The 19,090-nt window shown below is 44.5% G+C and carries 17 protein-coding genes; 4 read left to right on the top strand and 13 right to left on the bottom strand.

Annotation, left to right across the window (positions count from 1 at the left end; translation table 11 throughout):
- Positions 1 to 21 precede the first annotated feature (21 nt).
- The 9 genes from B9Y67_RS01440 to B9Y67_RS01400 form a co-directional block, all read right to left on the bottom strand.
- Positions 22 to 1,236 (bottom strand): dihydrolipoamide acetyltransferase family protein, encoded by a 1,215-nt coding sequence (locus B9Y67_RS01440; protein WP_085505019.1) that lies wholly within the window; start codon positions 1,234 to 1,236, stop codon positions 22 to 24.
- Positions 1,237 to 1,251: 15 nt separating this feature from the next.
- Positions 1,252 to 2,253, bottom strand: coding sequence for an alpha-ketoacid dehydrogenase subunit beta (locus B9Y67_RS01435; RefSeq protein WP_085505018.1), 1,002 nt, complete (start codon positions 2,251 to 2,253; stop codon positions 1,252 to 1,254).
- Positions 2,232 to 3,320, bottom strand: coding sequence for a pyruvate dehydrogenase (acetyl-transferring) E1 component subunit alpha (gene pdhA, locus B9Y67_RS01430; protein WP_085505017.1), 1,089 nt, complete (start codon positions 3,318 to 3,320; stop codon positions 2,232 to 2,234). The genes B9Y67_RS01435 and pdhA overlap by 22 nt, the downstream gene beginning before the upstream one ends.
- Before the next feature lie 30 nt (positions 3,321 to 3,350).
- The gene (locus B9Y67_RS01425; RefSeq protein ID WP_085505105.1) at positions 3,351 to 4,457 is read right to left on the bottom strand and encodes a Leu/Phe/Val dehydrogenase; all 1,107 of its coding nucleotides are present in this window, start codon (positions 4,455 to 4,457) and stop codon (positions 3,351 to 3,353) included.
- 71 nt (positions 4,458 to 4,528) lie between these two features.
- Positions 4,529 to 4,927, bottom strand: coding sequence for a thioesterase family protein (locus B9Y67_RS01420; protein ID WP_085505016.1), 399 nt, complete (start codon positions 4,925 to 4,927; stop codon positions 4,529 to 4,531).
- Positions 4,928 to 5,026: 99 nt separating this feature from the next.
- Positions 5,027 to 5,821: an ABC transporter ATP-binding protein gene (locus B9Y67_RS01415; protein WP_085505015.1), complete on the bottom strand. Its 795-nt coding sequence runs from the start codon at positions 5,819 to 5,821 to the stop codon at positions 5,027 to 5,029.
- The gene (locus B9Y67_RS01410) at positions 5,805 to 6,821 is read right to left on the bottom strand and encodes an ABC transporter permease (RefSeq protein WP_085505014.1); all 1,017 of its coding nucleotides are present in this window, start codon (positions 6,819 to 6,821) and stop codon (positions 5,805 to 5,807) included. Before B9Y67_RS01410 ends, B9Y67_RS01415 begins: the two co-directional genes overlap by 17 nt.
- A gap of 19 nt (positions 6,822 to 6,840) precedes the next feature.
- A complete protein-coding gene (locus B9Y67_RS01405; protein WP_085505013.1) occupies positions 6,841 to 7,830 on the bottom strand; it encodes an ABC transporter substrate-binding protein in 990 nt (329 codons plus the stop codon).
- Positions 7,831 to 8,670: 840 nt separating this feature from the next.
- Positions 8,671 to 9,636, bottom strand: a complete 966-nt coding sequence (locus tag B9Y67_RS01400; RefSeq protein ID WP_085505012.1) for an NAD(P)H-dependent flavin oxidoreductase — start codon at positions 9,634 to 9,636, stop codon at positions 8,671 to 8,673.
- Positions 9,637 to 9,707: 71 nt separating this feature from the next.
- Here B9Y67_RS01400 and B9Y67_RS01395 point away from each other — a divergent pair, with 71 nt between their 5' ends.
- Positions 9,708 to 10,220: a gamma carbonic anhydrase family protein gene (locus B9Y67_RS01395; RefSeq protein ID WP_085505011.1), complete on the top strand. Its 513-nt coding sequence runs from the start codon at positions 9,708 to 9,710 to the stop codon at positions 10,218 to 10,220.
- Between the two features lie 85 nt (positions 10,221 to 10,305).
- Here the strand turns inward: B9Y67_RS01395 and paaX are convergent, their stop codons facing one another.
- Both paaX and B9Y67_RS01385 read right to left on the bottom strand, forming a co-directional pair.
- Complete coding sequence (gene paaX / locus B9Y67_RS01390; protein ID WP_085505104.1) at positions 10,306 to 11,184, bottom strand: phenylacetic acid degradation operon negative regulatory protein PaaX; 879 nt, start codon at positions 11,182 to 11,184, stop codon at positions 10,306 to 10,308.
- Between the two features lie 149 nt (positions 11,185 to 11,333).
- On the bottom strand, positions 11,334 to 11,849 hold the full coding sequence (locus tag B9Y67_RS01385) for a M15 family metallopeptidase (protein ID WP_085505103.1): 516 nt from the start codon (positions 11,847 to 11,849) through the stop codon (positions 11,334 to 11,336).
- A 234-nt stretch (positions 11,850 to 12,083) separates the two neighbouring features.
- Here B9Y67_RS01385 and B9Y67_RS01380 point away from each other — a divergent pair, with 234 nt between their 5' ends.
- Both B9Y67_RS01380 and B9Y67_RS01375 read left to right on the top strand, forming a co-directional pair.
- Complete coding sequence (locus tag B9Y67_RS01380) at positions 12,084 to 13,541, top strand: hypothetical protein (protein ID WP_085505010.1); 1,458 nt, start codon at positions 12,084 to 12,086, stop codon at positions 13,539 to 13,541.
- Between the two features lie 117 nt (positions 13,542 to 13,658).
- Entirely contained in the window at positions 13,659 to 14,336 is a 678-nt protein-coding gene (locus tag B9Y67_RS01375) for a serine/threonine protein kinase (protein ID WP_085505009.1), read from the top strand.
- A 53-nt stretch (positions 14,337 to 14,389) separates the two neighbouring features.
- Here the strand turns inward: B9Y67_RS01375 and B9Y67_RS01370 are convergent, their stop codons facing one another.
- Together B9Y67_RS01370 and B9Y67_RS01365 are read right to left on the bottom strand one after the other, a co-directional pair.
- Entirely contained in the window at positions 14,390 to 15,925 is a 1,536-nt protein-coding gene (locus B9Y67_RS01370; RefSeq protein ID WP_085505008.1) for a BCCT family transporter, read from the bottom strand.
- Positions 15,926 to 16,112: 187 nt separating this feature from the next.
- The gene (locus B9Y67_RS01365; RefSeq protein WP_085505007.1) at positions 16,113 to 16,445 is read right to left on the bottom strand and encodes a hypothetical protein; all 333 of its coding nucleotides are present in this window, start codon (positions 16,443 to 16,445) and stop codon (positions 16,113 to 16,115) included.
- A 289-nt stretch (positions 16,446 to 16,734) separates the two neighbouring features.
- Between B9Y67_RS01365 and B9Y67_RS01360 the strand changes: the two genes are divergently transcribed.
- Positions 16,735 to 19,083 carry a M14 family zinc carboxypeptidase gene (locus B9Y67_RS01360; protein ID WP_085505006.1) on the top strand — a complete coding sequence of 783 codons (2,349 nt, stop codon included), beginning with the start codon at positions 16,735 to 16,737 and terminating at the stop codon, positions 19,081 to 19,083.
- Positions 19,084 to 19,090: the final 7 nt, after the last annotated feature.

Here is a 19,090-nt window from a genome sequence, read left to right as displayed (position 1 = left end):
CTCCAACATTAATAATTCTTATTATTTCAAGTCAACGAATAGTAAATATGGTCGTTCTATCAAGGTCTGCACCCGGTTGGTGAATGAAACTGCCGTACCGCCATCTGCCACACGATGATCGAACACCATCGAGATATTCATCATCGAACGAATTGCTATTTCGTCCTCATTGACCACCATCGGTCTTCTTTTTGTTTTATGAAAAGCCATCAACCCGACTTCCGGATAGTTGATGATCGGGGTAGCCCCAATGCTGCCACCAAGCGGGCCGACATTACTGATGGTAAATGTACTTCCTGTCATCTCTTCACGCTTTAAGCGATTCTCAACAGCTTTTTGTGTCAATGCTTTCAGTTCTTCATGGATTGTCTGTAACGACTTTTTCTCTACATTTTTAAGTACAGGAACAATCAGACCTTCTGCTGTATCCGTAGCAATTCCGATGTGATGTTCCTTTATGATCCGGATGGCTTCGTTTTCTTCATCGAGTCTGGCGTTGAAAACCGGAAATTCCTGAAGTGCCACGGATACGGCTTTGACAAAAAAAGCAGTCGCCGAAATAGAAAGTTCCTCCTGCTTCAGTTCCTGTCTGATACTAAGCAATTCCGTGACATCTATTTCCTCAAAGTGCGTACAATGAGGAATGGTAAATAGGGATTGCGTCATCTTATTAGCAATCTGCTTTCTTCTGCCACGAAAAGGAATCGTCTCCGAATTTTCTGATGTGACTTCCGTTTGTTCTTCCACTTTAGCAGGGGCTTCAGGAACTGGCTCAGCAGCATAGCGTTTAACATCGTCCACTGTAATCCTGCCTCTGATACCGCTCCCTTCTACCTGTTCTATATCAACGTCAAGCTCGCGGGCTACCTTCCTTGTGTAAGGCGCAGCCTTGACACGCCGGTCCGGAGCCGTAACTTCGAACCTTTGAACCAGAGGGGCTTCCGCTTTCACTGGTTCTTTCTCTAATTCCACTGTAGCGGCGGTTTCCCGTTCCGCTTCGCCGGAGGTTTCAAGTACGACCACCGTTGTCCCGATGGAAATGGTCTTTCCCTCTTCCACTAACAGTTCCTTGACTACCCCTTGTTGTGGAGCCGGGATTTCGGCTGTCATTTTATCTGTAGAAACCTCTACTACCGGTTGATCGACAGCCACCTTATCACCAGGCTTCACAAGAAAATGTGTCACCTCTGCTTCGGTCATTCCCTCCCCGATATCATGAAGCTTTATTTCAACCATTGTCATCCTCCCCCGTCAAAACTTGATCACCTTTTCGATCGCATGCTTTACCCTTGCCGGAGTCGGCAGGTATTCATCTTCAAATCCGAAAAAAGGTACCGGTGAGTCAAAACCGGTCACACGCTCAACCGGGGCTTTCTGATAAAGAAAAGAGGTGTCGTTGACGATTGCCAGTACATCATTTCCCACTCCCCCGGTTCCATGTGCTTCATGAACTATGACTGTCCGTCCTGTTTTTTGAACAGATGCGGCTATCGTATCCCGATCGATTGGATAAAGGGTACGGAGATCAATCAGTTCACAGGAAACCCCTTTTGCTTCCATTTCTTTCACAGCCTGCGATGCGACAGGAACCATCGCTCCCCAGGTAATGACAGAAACATCATTTCCTTCCTGCAGCTTGTTCGCTTTCCCGATTTCGACGGTATATTTTCCTTCCGGCACTTCTTCCCGGGACGAGCGATAGCACCGCATCGGCTCTAAATATAAAACAGGATCCGGGTCCTCGATTGCCGCTATAAGCAGCCCTTTCGCATCCACAGGTGACGATGGACAGACGACTTTCAACCCGGGCATGTGGGTAAAAATCGCTTCCGTACTGTCGGAATGGATTTCAGGAGCCCGTACTCCTGCCCCATAAGGAGCGCGGATTACCATCGGCACCGTAAAATGTCCCATCGTACGGGAACGCAGGCGGGAGGCATGCGTCATGATCTGTTCATAAGCCGGATAGATGAAACCAAGGAATTGGATTTCAGCTACAGGACGCAGCCCATTGACCGCCATCCCGATCGCCGCTCCGATAAACCCGGCTTCGCTAAGCGGCGTATCCATCACCCTGTCTTCACCGAATTCCTCCTGCAGATGATCGGTGGCACGAAAGACCCCACCATTCTTTCCAACATCCTCCCCAAGCACGAGGACGTTTTCATCTTCGGCAAGCATTGTCCGCATCCCGTCGGTTATAGCCTGGACAAGCGTCATCGTCTTCTTTTTTACTGCTGTTGTTGATTCCATACGGGAACCCCCTTCTTCGCTTGGAAGTATTCCTGCTTTTGCTGCTGCAGCTGCCAGTTGGGTTCCGCGAATACATGATCAAAAATATCAGCGGGGTCTGCTGGCGGAAAGCTTTCCATTTCCGCCACCGCAGCATCCACTTCCTCAGCCGCCTGCTTTTGCATACGCTCTGCCCACGCTTCATCGAACCAGCCATTATTTTTTAATAGCCGTTCTACACGCAGGACCGGGTCCGTCTCTTCCCTTTTTCGTTCACTCTCCATCTGATCACGATATTTCGTCGGATCATCGGCAGTCGTATGGGCCCCATAGCGCCAGGTCACCGCTTCGATTAGTGTCGGTCCTTCACCGGCTCTTGCCCGGTCCATCGCTTTCAACGTTTCAAAATAGACAGCGAACACATCATTCCCATCAATGCGAATGCCGGGAATATCATAAGCCAGCGCTTTCTGGGCAATCGTTTTTGTTTTCATTTGTTTTTCCATCGGTACAGAAATGGCATAACGATTATTTTGATTGAAAAACACTACCGGAGCTTCAAAAACACTGGACATGTTCAACCCTTCATGAAAATCGCCTTCTGAAGTGGCTCCATCTCCAAAATAGACGATGGCAGCATTTTTCGTTCCTTTCCACTTTTCCGCAAAAGCAGCCCCTACCGCATGGGGAAGCTGAGTCGCGATTGGGATTCCAGGAGGGAAGATATTTTTCCCCTCCGGTGGGATACAGCCTTCATTTCTTCCATTCCAGAATAAAAGGATATTTTTCAACGAGTGACCGAACGTCATCGCTGCTCCATGATCCCGGTAGGAAGGAAACATCCAATCCTCCGTTTCCAATGCCAGTGCACTTCCCACCTGGCTTGCTTCCTGCCCTTCGTATGGTGCATAGGTGCCGATTCTACCCTGACGCTGCAAGCTGATCCCCTTCTTGTCGAAAGTACGGATGCGGATCATGTGCTGGTAAAACGTCCTCGCCAGCTCTTCTGTCACCATTTCTTTGTAATCTTCGCCAGTAACATTGCCGTTTTCATCTACCCACTTCGTTATAGGAAACTGATTTTCCATCAAACCACCCTTTTTTTCATGGATGTTTACTTAATTTCTTACCGCCCATTTCGGTCGTTTCATATGGCTGAAGAAGCTGTTGCGCTGGGCACGGGATTCAATTCTTCTTTCACATAACAGATTGGATGCTTCCACTGTGCAGATACCGCTGTTCATCGATTCCTGGAAAACATCCAGCAACGATGTATAAATCGCTTTTGTCTTCCTAAGCACTCTTGCTTTATTCGGTTCGTACAATTCATCCGCTACCTGTATAAGGCCGCCTGCGTTGACGATATAATCCGGTGCATAAAGAATTCCCTTTTCCTGCAGTATTTTTCCGTGATGTATATCCAGCAATTGGTTATTTGCTGAACCTGCAACAGCTCTTACCTTCAACTGCTCGATCGTCTCGTCGTTGATGACTCCTCCGAAGGCACATGGTACAAAGACATCAGCGTCCACACTATAAATCTCTTTATCATGGACGACTTTCACAAAACCGTTATACTGTTTCGCTTTGGATAACACATCATCAATGGCCGATTGGTTAATGTCAGTGACATACAGGTTGGCTCCTTCCTGGAGCAGGTGCTCTGCTACTTTGGCCCCTACTTTTCCTAAGCCTTGAATGGCATAGGTCTTGTCACCAAGATCCGGACTTCCCCATACCGCCTGGTTGGTTGCCTTCAACCCATAAATGACACCTAATGCAGTCGGTACGGAGGAATCCCCGCTGCCGCCGTATTCTTCTTCTACTCCTACGATACAGTTGGTTTCTTTCAGCGCATGGACAAAATCCCCCGGCGTTGTTCCCATGTCTGTACCGGTATAAAAGCGTCCATTCAATGATTCAACGAACTGCCCAAAAGCCCGGAATAACTCAGGATTTTTATCTTTTGCCGGGTCGCCGATGATGACCGCTTTACCTCCCCCGAAATCGACATCGGCGGCCGCGCATTTGTAAGTCATTCCTTTCGAAAGACGCAGAACATCTTCCAAGGCTGCATCCACACTCTCATAAGGCTGCATGCGACATCCCCCCAGAGCCGGACCAAGGGTCGTGTTATGAATGGCGATGATCGCCTTCAACCCTGTCGCCTGATCGTTACAAAATAGCACCTGCTGATGTTCACTGATGCGTTCGAACATATCCATGTTCATGATGACTCCCCCTTTTGTCATACTTTTCTAGTAAGCGCTTTCACATTTCCCGAAAAAAAATAGATTTATACTTTATTCTCTATTTGCAGCATTTCTTTTATCTTTACTTTTGGCAGAATAATCTGCTTCACTTCACCAGTTCCAATGATTTTTCCATCACTTTCCGCCTTCACCTCTGTAACGACTACATTACGTTTTAATGCTGTCACTGTCGCTGTTATTTGTACTTGCGTACCCTCAGGAGCAGGATTAACATGTTTGACTGCGACAGCCCCGCCCATCCCTTCCTCCTCATCTTCTAAATAAGGAAGAATGATTTGCCTTGACGCCCATTCCATATAATAAACAAGGGATACAGTGGAAAATGTCTCGTGGACAACTTCCCCTTCGAACTGGGCGAACATATCACTTGTCACCTTCGTCCTCACTGTTGCTGATTGTCCTTCATGCATACCAGGCTTCATCAGATCCCCCCTTATCCTACTGTTCTAGCAGCTATTCCTATGTATCCTGCCAACACAGAAGCGGTATCGCCCCCACTTTTGACAGGAAAGTTTGTGAAATCAGCTTAGCAGGGCTCGGTCACTGGCCATTTGTTCACCCCGTATCCGCTGGAACTCAGCCATCAGTTTATCTACAGTCAAATGTTTCTTCTCTTGTTCATCCACCTTTAGAATAATTTGACCTTTATCCATCATGATTAACCGATTACCTAAATCCAGTGCCTGCTGCATATTATGGGTGACCATTAGAGTGGTCAGATTATATTTCGCTACAATTTCTTTCGTCAGGTTTGTAATCAACTCCGCACGTGAAGGATCGAGCGCGGCTGTGTGTTCATCCAGTAAAAGGATGGCAGGTTCCGTGAAAGTGGCCATCAATAACGATAACGCCTGCCTCTCTCCGCCGGAAAGCAACCCCACTTTCACATTCAATCTGTCTTCCAGCCCAAGATGGAGCGTTTCCAATACTTCTTTAAAATAGGCCCGGCGGCTTCTCGTTACCCCTTTTCGAAAGGTACGGTTTTTATTACGGGAATAGGCCATCGCCAAATTTTCTTCGATCGTCATTGTCGGAGCCGTCCCCGCCATTGGATCCTGGAACACTCTTCCGATCAATTTAGACCTCTTATATTCCGGAACCAGGCTGACATCTTTTTCATTTATCCGGACCATCCCTGTATCCGGGAGAAGTACCCCGGAGATGATATTCATCAACGTAGATTTCCCGGCACCATTACTTCCAATTACCGTTACGAAATCTCCACCTTTCATGGAAAGGTCGACATCGTCCAGCGCTATTTTTTCGTCCGGTGTATTTTCATTGAATACTTTATGGATTCTATTTAGCTGCAGCACGTTGCTCTCCCCCACTTTCCATTGGCAGGTCTACCATGATTTCCTTATGCTTTTGTTTCTTCCGTCTCTTTTCACGATGGCTGTCAATCATTTTCGGAACAGTCAATGCCAGAATGACGATCGTAGCTGTAATCAGTTTCATATCTCCGGTTTCCAGAAATTCCACCCGAAGTGCCAGACTGACGACAATCCGGTAAATGATGGCGCCGCCAACTACCGCAAGCGTAGTTCTCGCAATTGTCTTCGTACCGAATAGCGCTTCACCAATAATGACGGATGCAAGACCGATAATGATCATCCCGATTCCCATACCAACATCTGCGAAAGATCCATACTGTGCAATCAGAGCCCCGGAAAAAGCGACCATCGCATTCGATAAGCCAAGCCCGAGGATGACTAGCAGGTTGGTATTGGCAGAAAAGCTTCGGATCATTCGTTTATTGTCCCCGGTAGCCCGTACAGCAAGGCCGATCTCGGTTTTCAAGAACATATCGGTTGCGAACTTGATCATTAAGGTAACCAGGATCATGAAAAATAGAATTGCCCAGGTGGAAGGCAGGCTTCCTCCCAGCCCGATCAACTCCAACCCTTTGTTCAGAATCGGATCGATTCCAAGCTTTTCCCAGAACGAAGAGACAGTTGTAAAGGCTGTCTCTTCATTGAGCAAAGGAATATTCGACCTGCCCATTATTCTTAAATTGATCGAATAGAGTGCGATCATCATCAGTATCCCGGATAATAAAGCATTGATTTTTCCGATGGTGTGAAGCATCCCGGTAATACAGCCCGCCAGGAAACCGATGACCAGCGCAATGAGGGTAGCAACAAAAGGATTGCCGCCATTGACAATCATTATTGCCGCAACAGCAGCCCCTGTGACAAAGCTTCCATCAACGGTCAAATCGGGAAAATCCAGGATGCGGAAGGATAAGTAGACCCCTAAGGCCATGATGGCGTAGATGATACCTGATTCTAGTGAACCAAAGATTGCTGTAAACAAGTTGAATCATCCTTTCTGCTTATTCACCCTCGTAGAATTCTGCGATGTCGCTCCACTCATCCTTGATTTCCAGACCTTGTGCTTCCGCTGCATCCTTATTGATAACAAGCTTCAAGTTTTGAGGGTAGGAAACTGGAATGTCAGAAGGTTCTTTATCGCCATTCAATACCTGGGCCGCCATTTCACCAGTTTCATAGCCGAGGTCTTTATAGCTGAATCCGCTGCCAGCTACCGCGCCAGCTTCCACAGAATCCAATTCACCTGCGAACATTGGAATATCTTCTTTCTGAGCAACATCAATAACAGATTCCAAAGCAGAAACCACCGTGTTATCCGTTGGGATATACATGGCATCTACACGCCCTACTAATGATTCAGCAGCTTGTTTCACTTCTGCAGAAGTAGAAACGGAAACAGGTACCAGCTCAACATTTGTGTCTCCTAATACTTCTTTAATGACATCTACTTGTACCGTGGAGTTTTGTTCTCCTGAGTTATAAATGACACCTATTTTTTCAGGCTGTAATTCATCTACGATAAAATTGATAGTTTGAGGAATAGCATCTGGATGTGTATCAGAGGTTCCCGTAATGTTATCACCTGGTTCGTCAAATGACGCAACTAGATTTGCGCCGACCGGATCTGTAACCGAAGTGAAAATGATCGGGATATCTTTGGTTGCATTCAGCGCACTTTGAGCGCTTGGAGTAGCATTAGCAAAAATCAAGTCTACTTTGTCACCGACAAAGTTGTTGGCAATCGATTGGGCATTATTCATATCACCCTGTGCAATTTGTACGTCGTATGTAACATTTTCCCCTTCGACATACCCATTCTCTGCAAGGGCTTCTTTGAATCCTTCAAAAGCTGCGTCTAAGGACGGGTGTTCCACAATCTGTGTGACACCGATTGTTACTTTTTCATCACCGGAAGCATCACTGGCACATCCGGCGAGTAAAGCCATGCTCGCAAACAACAGCATCATAACTCCCATTAATCCTTTTTTCATCTTGGTCCCCCTTAAAAATTTTTATCATAATAGAAATGCCTCCCCGGCAACCGCCTCATAAGCACTTCCATCATCACCAATTTAAGTTAATATGATAAACAACATGCATAACGTGTTATTACCGTTATATTATCACTGACATCAGATTACGTCAATTTGTTTTCAGAATATTTACCATTGTTTTGTTATTATTAATTCGACTGAAAACCTCAATCTCCTGCATGATTAGGAGATATCTGCCACCCCCTTTCGCTTTTTATGTTTTTACGGATATTCAATGATATAACCGAAAAGTCGAAGACTTGATTTCAAGATATCAAGGGTTCTTTACTATAATTGTGTCAGGGGCGCCTGGGAAACTACTCGCTTTCCTGCGGGGGAACTGGCAAGCCTCCTCAGTCGTTTCACTCCCTGTGGGGTCTTGCCTGGCTCCTTCTCCCGCGGGAGTCTCGCAGTTTCCCAACCACCCCATTCCAAGAATTGGAATAAAGAACCCATGTTATAGATAAGACTTTCTTCTACAATTACTGGTTAAAAGCACGCTTTTACAAGCAGATTCTCCTTTGGTTGAAGGACTGCATATTGATGTTTCCGTTTCTCTCATAAGCGCAAGGAGGATCGGGAAATTGCGAGACTCCTCGAAAATGCTATGCATTTCCTTTGTGCGGTGTCTTAGCCCGAGGAAGCTCAGCGTACGCCATGGAAAGCGAGTGATTTCCCGGACCTCCACACCGTTACTACCGTAACGGAAACAATATAACTTGAAACTGAGTCTTCACTAAAAGGGAGCTTACCTGTGAAATTAGGGCAAAAAAATACTGCAGCTATTTCAGCTGCAGGTTATTTTACATAGTTAGAATTGAAGTTCTCGTGTAACTGCTGGATTCGGGACGCCGCATCATTCATCATCATATCGATAAGTTCAGCAACAGAAGGGATATCAGAAACGAGCCCCGACACTTGCCCTCCGTTAATGAAGCCTTCATCCAGCCGCCCTTCGATTGCGCCAATTTTATGATAATCTTCAGAAGTCATTTCATTGAATTTTTCTAATGGCACTCCTGTTTTTTCATAATCAAGTAACTTCTTGCTATAAGGTGTACTCATCACTCTTCTCACTCGGCCAACCGACCTGCCGACAATCACCGTATCGTTTTCTTTAGCTTTCACCAGCGTCCGTTTGTAGGCTTCATGGAACGGCGCTTCTTGTGTAGCGATCAACCTTGTTCCCATTTGTACACCGCTTGCTCCAAGCGCGAGTACAGAAGCCAGTCCTCTTCCATCTCCGATGCCCCCTGCTGCCAGTACCGGAACTTGGACAGCATCGACGATTTGAGGAATCAACGTCATGGTTGTCAATTCAAGGTTAGAGTTGATGCCGGCTGCTTCATAACCCTCCGCCACAATGACATCTGCTCCTGCCTGTTCAGCTTTGACCGCCTGTTTGACGGAAGCAGTGACGGTAATGATTTTCTTTCCATGTTCTTTCAACACAGGGATCAGCGGTGCAGGGTTTCCTGCTGACAAAGATACAACTGGTACCTCATGCTTTATGATAAGATCAATGGTTTCCTGTAAGAATGGTGTCACTTTAATCGCAACATTGACGGCAAATGGGCGGTCCGTCCTTTCTTTTGTTTCCACGATGATGGACTCCAGTTCATGAGGAGGCATAGTCCCTGCCCCGATGGTCCCCAAACCGCCAGCTTCAGAAACAGCAGCAGCAAGCGGAGCATTACTGATATTTCCCATACCACCTTGAATAATCGGATAGTGAATATTTAATAAATTACAAACATGCTTCATAATTTTCCCCCTTCGTATAAATAATGTTATAATGTTTTTAATCTTTACACAACGATAAGGAGGAAAAGACAATGTTACATACTTACGGAGGAAAGCAGCCTGAAGTAGATGATACGGTATTCATGGCCCCAGGTGCTCATATAATTGGGGATGTCTCCATAGGAAAAGAATCAAGCATCTGGTTTAATGCGGTCTTGCGAGGAGATGAAGCTCCAATCAAAATCGGAGAACGCTGCAGCATTCAGGATAATGCGACCTGTCACCTTTATGAGGAATCTCCGCTGATCGTCAAGGATGAAGTGACTGTCGGACATAATGTGATCCTTCATGGGTGTACGGTGGAGAGTCGCTGCATCATCGGGATGGGTTCGACAATTTTGGATGGAGCAGTAATTGGAGAAGAATCTATCATTGGAGCGAACACATTGATTCCCCCAGGTAAGAAAATCCCGCCTCGTTCGCTTGTAGTCGGATCTCCCGGAAAAGTAGTCCGGGAACTGAATGAAAAAGACTTCGAACTCATCCAGCTATCCATCGATACATACGTCCAAAAAGGAAAGGAATACCAACAACAAATTAAATAATCTTATACAATTGATTCTACTGCCCTGTTGTTACCACCATGGCAAAGGACCTTTAATGATAAAAGCCGTCTCTTGAGAGACGGCTTTAAGGTTCGATCATCAGTGGATGGTCCATAGCATTATACGATTCATCTTTATGCTTGATTTCATTTCCTTCTTTGAAGACTTGCTCAAAGAAACGGGAAGCTGGCTCTGCCAATGTACGGTAATAGTCACTGAACAAAGTAGCCGCATGATTTCCAAGCCATTTCGTCGGCAGCAATTCTTCCGGAAGACCCGGATCGACGAATAAGAATTTCCGATATTCATGAACAAGACTGGTTCTTTCAACGAAACATTCCGCGTCGGACATTTCCCCTTTTTGAATCTTGTTACGATCGATAATGTATTTCTGGCTATAATATGAGATAAACTCATTGTATTTCTCATTGATTTCATCGAGGTTCCAGCATTTTTCCACGAGGGTGGCATCATTGTTCGGGCCTTTATATTCCGATTCAAAGAAATCGACGTAAGGTTCAATCTCATATTTTTCAATAAGGTTCTTCACCTGTTTCTCTAAATCATTCGGGGATATCCATGTACTTGTCGACATGGCACCGAAGCCGCTCCATACTAATTCTTTTCTAAACTCATCGCGGGCATTTCTTTTCGTTTCAGGAATCGTGTACATCAACATGCGCCACTTTCCATCCCATTCCGCAGGTTTGAATTTAAAAATACGGTCTGCCGCTTCTTCCATACGGTCTATGCCACGCTCTGTCAGATAATAATAGCTTTTATTCCCTTTCTTTGTCGACTCCACCCAGCCTTGCTTATACATACGGGAAATCGCAGCACGTACTGCCTGCTCATTATGGCCGAATTCTTTTAAGAGCGTAATCAAGCTGCCAATCCATATTTCATTGCCATAATGTCTAATATAATCACCGTATAATGTGAATATCATCGAACGTGTATTCATGCCCATGCCCTATAACCTCTTTCTTTATCATCTATGATGAAGTTCTGGAATTGTCAGAAAATAATGATACCACATACGTGACGGTTCTGCAACGAACCAGCACTTGAACGTCACTAAAAAAGCGCCCAGCTGATGGCCAGGCGCATAGATTATTCGTTTTCTTGCGAGTCTTTTTCTTCTGGCCAGTCAGGACGGAAACCATTTTTCAATTCCCGGATACTATACCCCAAGTCCATCTGTAAGTGCGGATAATCTTTAAAACGCCGCCAGTCCCCACCCCAGTCAAAACCAAGCTCCTTAGCTATATCCACGACTTCCATCCAATCAGAGTCCCCGTTGTCATTGCCATCGTATTCGGTATCCCAAATAATATCCCCATTTTTATTCCTCAACGCAAAGTCGATGGCCAAACCATAATTATGATAGGATTCACCGCCTTCTGCGTAGGTAACGATGTCACCATCTTCGGACCTGCCGCGCTCGTATATTTCTTCCTGTTCTTCAATGGTACGGAACCCCTCCGTAATCACTACATCGATCCCCTTATCTGCCGCTCTTTCGATGAGCTCATCCCGTTTCTCAGCTACAGTGGGATGAAGTTCTGTCGGCATCGGGTCGTCCCCTTTTCTTTGAGGAAATTCAAATTGCATGTTTTCATCCTTCATATAAAAGAAGAAGAATAGCACAATGGCTGTAAATATAATCAATCCCCCGATGAAGCTAAGGATTTTATCTATCAATCGATCCCCTCATTTTTTGTGAATTTCCATGTATTAGTTATATCTAACACGACTGAAGTCATGATTTCAAACTCTAAGCTTAAGTGGATGTAAACAATTGCAGGAATCTACAATTTTTTACAGAAATAGTTGGTAGGATATATAAATGGGGGCAACGTTATGGCAAAAATAAAAAACCACCAGAAGAAGGTCCAGTTAACCATTGGTGTTCTCGTTATCCTCGGCCTGTTCATCGGTACGCAATTTTTCATGGGAGATCCTGTCATGGATGCTACCCTTCCGGAAACAGAAGCGGAGGATAAAGAAAAAGAAGAGATGGACATTCCAGTACAATGGAAAGAAGTTGAAACGAAAGAGGAGATTTATGAACACTTCGAGTCATTTATCCCCGGTTTAAAAACAGCTGCTGAAAGAGGGTTATTCCAGGATATTAATCAAACAGTAACCATACAGGAGCATGGAGGAGAAGTTTACCTGGACAAAATCTGGTTCTCGAGTCAGGGTATTTTTCTGATCTACAGTTTAGGGCTGGAGGACATAGCCAACCTGCCGAGCAATCACCATAATGTTGGAATGAATGGGATTTCCATTGAAACCATGGACGGAGAACTTTTCCCTCATTCGCCAACCATGCACTCTACAATTCCGGAAAAAGCGGTCTATGAAGGTGATGTCTACCTGCTTGCATCAGGCAGCCCTATTCTTGATGAAGAAGGCAGACCTGTGGAAAAGATGAATGAAACCGTATCCGCCTATTTTAATGTTACACTCCCTGATGGCAGTTATCGGACGGAAGAAACCACATTAGGTTTGGAATATGATTTAAAGGATAACCTGCTCGCTTCTTTCCCGATTGAACAAACCCTTGAATTAGAGGACGGGGATATCTATATGAAGGAAGTTAATCTCGACGTCATGTCGACCGAGCTGCAAATTCAAGTGGAAGAGGAACAAAATCACCCGGTACAGGTAGAAGGGCAATTGAAAACAGAAGATCAGGCACACCCTTTTCATATTTATTTCGATCAACCGAGGGCAGAACAGCAAAATAAGGAGCCAGCCATCTACTCGGCTTATACCAGTCCTTTTTCTGATATACCGAATGATATCGAGCTTTCCTTTTTAAAAAGCAGTACCATTAGTGACCAATCCTACAGCTTTGAACTGGATGTAAGTGATTATGAAGAGTGGAGAAATGATGAAGACACTTCTTATCAATTGACGAAGATCGAAAGGGCTGATGAAAAGGTCATCACAGAAATATTTGATACAAAGGTACTGATAGACAGGCTGGAGTACAATCATAAAGGTGCAGAATTGACGATCCGTTACGATCACTCTGCCGAAGAAGATTCCGGAAGTTATTTGAGTTTAGAAGCTCCAAGTTTTCTTCATAAAGGGAGTGAGCCTTGGCTGGATACCAATATAACCATCGAAAATGAAAATGACGAATCACCGCTCTCCCAGGCTAATATTCATAGAATGGAACAAAACAGTTTCACGCTTATCTTACCATCATCTTTTTTTGAAGAATCCGAGCAATTGAACATAACTGTCGAGGACTTACTGCATACCAGAGAAATCAGCGAAAAGCTTACGGTCAATACAGCAGAGTGACCTGTATCCGGAAAAACTTAATACTAACAACCTACTAATAATACGGCACGTACCCGAATACTATATTATTCAATAGAAATAATGTGTATCTCTATTAAAGAAGGGCGTGTTGACTAGATGTCCAAAGTATCGGACGGTGCACAAAACGCATTAGCAGGTATTGAAATTACGTCCTCTCGAAATAATGGACCAGTCCAAATTTCAGGAAATACAGAAGGCTTACAATGTATAGGTATTGGTACAGATGCAGCTGTCTTCCGCCATATCAACACACCTTCGTTTGCGTATAAGGTATATGCCAAAGATAAGGTATATAAAAAAGATATCGAACACTATGTTTATCAAGTATTAGGAGAGACAGAAACCTTGCCAAAGCTTTACGAGACCGGAGACCGCTACCTTAAATTAGGCTACGAAGCAGGTCCTACCTTATATGACTGCCTGGTGCAGGGCATCCATATTCCCGGGCAGGTCATACTTGATGTCGAGAATACAAGGAGTTATATACGAGAATGCGGCTTAAATCCCAGGGATATTCATTTGAAGAATATCCTCTTGCAGGATGGCCGGGCAAAAGTCTTAGATGTATCTGAGTATGTCATGCCTGGCAATGATTTTCGCTGGGAGCATTTAAAAAAAGCGTATGAATGCTATTACCACTTCATCGATGGCAAACCTGTTCCCTATTGGCTTATGGAAACCATTCGTAAATGGTACAACCATTCCCCGAAAGATTTTGATACCATTGATGAATTTATGAAGAAAATAGCTAACCTGACCATGTTTAAAAGATGAAAAAGAGGACTGGCGAAAATATTTCGCCAGTCCTCTTGGTTATTTCTAACCTTTTATGACTCGTTTACAGCCGGTGACTTCGCTTTTTTGTTTTTCGTTCTCCTTCTTCCCGGCTTCACTTCCTGGCGAGCAGCTTTGAAAAAGGAAGCTCCCATAAGAAGAACGACAAACGAGAATGGAAGTGCAGCGATAATCAGGACATTTTGCAATCCTTGTGTCCCGCCAAAGTAGACAATTATAGCCGCCATCGCAGACAATGTTAATCCCCAAATGATTTTCACAGCACTGGAAGGATTCAGTGAACCTCCCCCGCTTAACATGCCCAGTACAAATGTGGCTGAGTCAGCTGAGGTGATAAAAAAGATGGCGATAACAAAAATCGTGATGAGGGACATCAGTGTACCTAATGGGTAATGCTGTAACACACCAAAGGTTGCTGTTTCCATCGCATAATCAGAGATAACAGCGATGCCATTTTGTTCAAGATTAAGTGCAGAAACACCAAATACCGCAAAGAAAATAAAACAGACAAGTGACGGTACTACCAGCACACCAAGCATAAATTCTTTAATGGTACGCCCCTTGGAAATCCGGGCAATGAAAATACCGACAAATGGCGACCATGAGATCCACCATGCCCAATAAAATATCGTCCAGCCATTGATCCAGGAACGGTTATCTTCATTCAACGGAGCGATGCGGAAGCTCATATCGAAGAAGTTAGTAATGTATCTGCCAAGCGTATCGGTAAACATATTCAAAATATATAGGCTCGGTCCTACAATGAACAGCAGGACCAACAACAGGAAACCAAGCCCCATGTTAATATTGCTCAAATATTTGATGCCTTTATGGATCCCCGACCATGCAGAGATGATAAATAACGCCGTTGCGACGGCTAATATCAATAGTTGGAATCCATAATTATTAGGAGTACCGAATAAGAAAGAGAGTCCTTCATTAATTTGGGCCGAGCCAAACCCTAAGGTAGCGGCGACCCCTACGACAGTAGCAAAAACTGCTAACGTATCAATCAATTTACCTGGAGTACCACCCATACTCTTTTCTCCGAATAGAGGAACAAGTGTGGCGCTGACCAGACCGGGGTAACCTTTATGAAACTTAAAGTAGGCAAGTACCAGGGCAACTACACCATAAACGGCCCATGCATGGACACCCCAATGGAAGAAAGAATACTGCAGGGAGTCTTTGATCGCTTGATCTGTCCCTACTTCAGCCACGGGAGCGCTTAGGAATGCATGAGAAATTGGTTCCGCAGTGGTCCAGAACACCATTCCCATCCCCATCCCGGCACTGAATAACATCGCAAACCAGGTGGGCAGCTTAAAGTCAGGACGGTCGTTTTCTTTTCCAAGCCGGATTTTTCCGAAGCGTGAAAAAATCAAGTAGACACAAAAAATCAACATAATCATAACAATCAATAAATAATACCAGCCGAACATATCCGAGATATACCCGGTGACATTGCCGGATACTGTTTCCAGGTGACCCGGAGCGAATACTCCCCAAACCACAAAAGCAGTACATATGGCAATCGAATACCAAAAGACTAACGTTACGTTTTTCATAGCTCCTCCTTTTATGTACGTTGAGATGTTTGGCAAAGGATTACAGTTTAATATACTTACCCTATTTTGTCCAAAACAAACGGCTTTCTCAGGGGCTTGATTGCGCAGAAAAGGAGTCCAGGCATATTTCCTGCACTCCTTTTCTTTATGGAAATATATTACAGAAGACCGATTGCCGTGGCGTTTACTAGCTTACGTGTTCTACCCTTCCCCCAAACTCCTTTGTGAAGCGGTCCGCCATTGGCTTTATTAAAGTGAGGTTCCAATCCCTCTGTCTGTTATTATGTATGTCAATCCATAGCCTGGCTTTCTTCGGCCAATAGGTAATTTCCAACACGCCTTTTTCATCAGGTTTCTTTACATGCCAATGTACCGAACCTTTTTTCGTACTGAGTGTGGTCTTCTCGGAGATTGATAGTTCAAATTCTGAAATAATCCCCTCAATCTCTTCACTTACCATGTCTTCAGCCAGGGGCTTTATTCGATCTAACTGGGATTCTTTAATTTCATAAGTTAACATTTATTCTCCCCTCCAATAGCAATCTTTTCCGAACCTGCCTTGGCAGGTCACCTAAATTTTAACATAATCTATTGATATATCTGTTTTCTTCTATTCAATAAATATACCTCTATTATTCATGAAAAGGAATATTCTTCTAATGCATTAGTCCTTTTCATGAGGGTTAAGAATTCCCTACCATCCCTTTATTTTATAGGTAAAAATAATTGTTTTTAGTAAAATAGCAGAAATGTATTTGAAATCTACCAGATGAATGTAGTTGAATATTTATGAAAGGGGAGGTTTACATATGCAGAAAATAATAATTACTAGACTGCTAATCTTAACATTCATCATTTTACTGCCATTAACCGCTGCGACAGAAGCAGTATCGGCAGAAGAAGAGAAAAAACAAAGTCCGTTTAATGCAAAGTATTACGATTACGTAACCTATGAAGAAATTGTAGAACAGCTGCAACATATCGAGAAAGAAAGCAATCGTGTATCGATGGAAGTGACAGGAAAGTCCACAGAAGGGCGGAATATCTATGCTGTAACTATCAGCGACCCTGCTTCCAAAGGAAAATACGGAAAAATCCAGGCACTAAGGAATAAAATGTTCAAGAATCCCGGCGACGCCCAGGATTGGGTAGACAAGCACCCGGACTTCAAAGTACCTGTATTGATTGATGGATCTATCCATGGTACGGAATTCGTAGGATCTGACGCTGTCTTGAAACTGATTGAACGTTTTGCCTTCGAAGATGATCAGGAAACGACCGAAATTCTTGAAAATAACATCCTGATCTTCAACGTAGTCGTCAATCCTGATGGACGTGTTGATGCGACAAGGTTCAATGCAGAGGGAATTGACTTGAACCGTGACTACATCACCCAATCGCAGCCGGAAACAGAAGCTTCTGTTAAATTGATGACCGAGTGGAACCCGATGGTATTCCTTGACCTGCATGGCTATGTCAATTATTCAGATGAGAAGCCAGGCTTGATCGAGCCGACTACTCCACCTCATAACCCGAACTATGAATATGATTTATATTCCAAGTGGGCACTAAATCAAGCAGAAGCAATGGAAAAAGAGATCGTTGAGAATAAAGAAAACTATCAATCTGACCTCTATCAGAACCTAGAAGGCGTCCATATCCCGGCTCGTGATGCTGAAGCAGGATGGGACGACTACCCACCAATTTTCGCACCGATGTATGCCATGTATCATGGGGCATACGGAGCTACCATTGAGGCGCCTGACAACACGTGGGACGGGGTGGAATGGCAAATCAATTCCGTTATGGGCGCATTGAAATTTGCTACAGAAAACAAGGATGAAATGATCAAAGATCAAATTGAAATTTTCGAACGTGGCATCAACTTCCAGCACCCGGACCATGAGGAAGGACACTTCCCACATGCCTACGTGCTGCCTGTTGATGAAAGTGATCCGAATGCTACGCACAAAGCAGTAGAACATTTACAACAGAATGACATTAAAGTAGAAGAAGCGAAACAAGCATTTACAGTTAACGGCGAACAATACGAAGCAGGAACCTTCATCGTTCCTATGGATCAGCCTAAAGCAGGCCTTGCTAACACCATCCTATGGAGCGGCGAGGATATCAGTGATGATACGTCAGCGATGTATGATATTTCTGCATGGAGTTTCCCTGAATTGTGGGGATTTGAAGCAATTCCGGCAGAAGAGGAGCTTGAGGTTCAGTCGGCTCCTGTCAATCAAGTAACAACAAGTGGCGAATTATCAGGAAAAGGGCCATACCTTATTCCAAACAGTTCTACAGAAGCTGTTGATCTTGTCAATGCATTAATCGAACAAGGCATTACTGTTTACAAAGGTGAAAATGGCGACTTCTATGTCGAAAAGCAATCTGGAAATACTTTGAATAAGCTTGCCAAAGAATCAGGCTTGAAACTTACTACAGAAGAAATCCCGGATAATACGGAAGAATTAGAAAATGTAACAGTTGCCATCTTGGAAGATGGCGGGATGAACAAACAACAGTCCCACGCAGGAACAAGAATTGCCTTAGAAAAGCTCGGCTTTGATGTCGAGGAATTCACTCCTGCTGAGGTTGCCGAACAGGGACTGAATGATTACGATGTATTTGTATACAGCGGCACCGAAAGTCTCATTTCTTATGATTTGCGGGAAGCCAATCAGCCATTCGGCCTCGAAGATGAACAGCAATTTAAAGCTTTCCAGCAACAGGTAACAGACTTTGTATCTGATGGCGGCCAGTACCTCGCTGTTGGTGCAGGAGCATCCAAAGCGACCAAGTCACTCGGTTTGACTGATGTGGAAATCCAAACAGGCGCACGAAACAGCAATGGAATTGTGACTGTCGACTACCAGGATTCTTCGTTGACGGCAGGCTATGACAGCAATGATATCGGCTTCGTTTATAGCCCTGTATGGTACACCAGCCTGACAGACCAGACTGTCGCCGCCTCATTTGCTGAGGAGGACTTTTTCCAGTCAGGATTTTGGAAGAACAGTGAACAGGCAGCCGGTGGAGCGGTGATCATCCAGGAAAATGATGCAGATGTAACACTAATCGGCTTAGAAGCTGGTTTCCGTGACCATACGTCTTATCTTTACCGTTTGCTATCTAACGCTATTTTTGATTAACAACGAA

Origin of the sequence: Thalassobacillus devorans, assembly GCF_900176565.1 — a bacterium.
Classification (GTDB): Bacteria; Bacillota; Bacilli; order Bacillales; family Halobacillaceae; genus Thalassobacillus; species Thalassobacillus devorans_A.
This window is presented reverse-complemented; position numbering and strand designations above follow the sequence as displayed.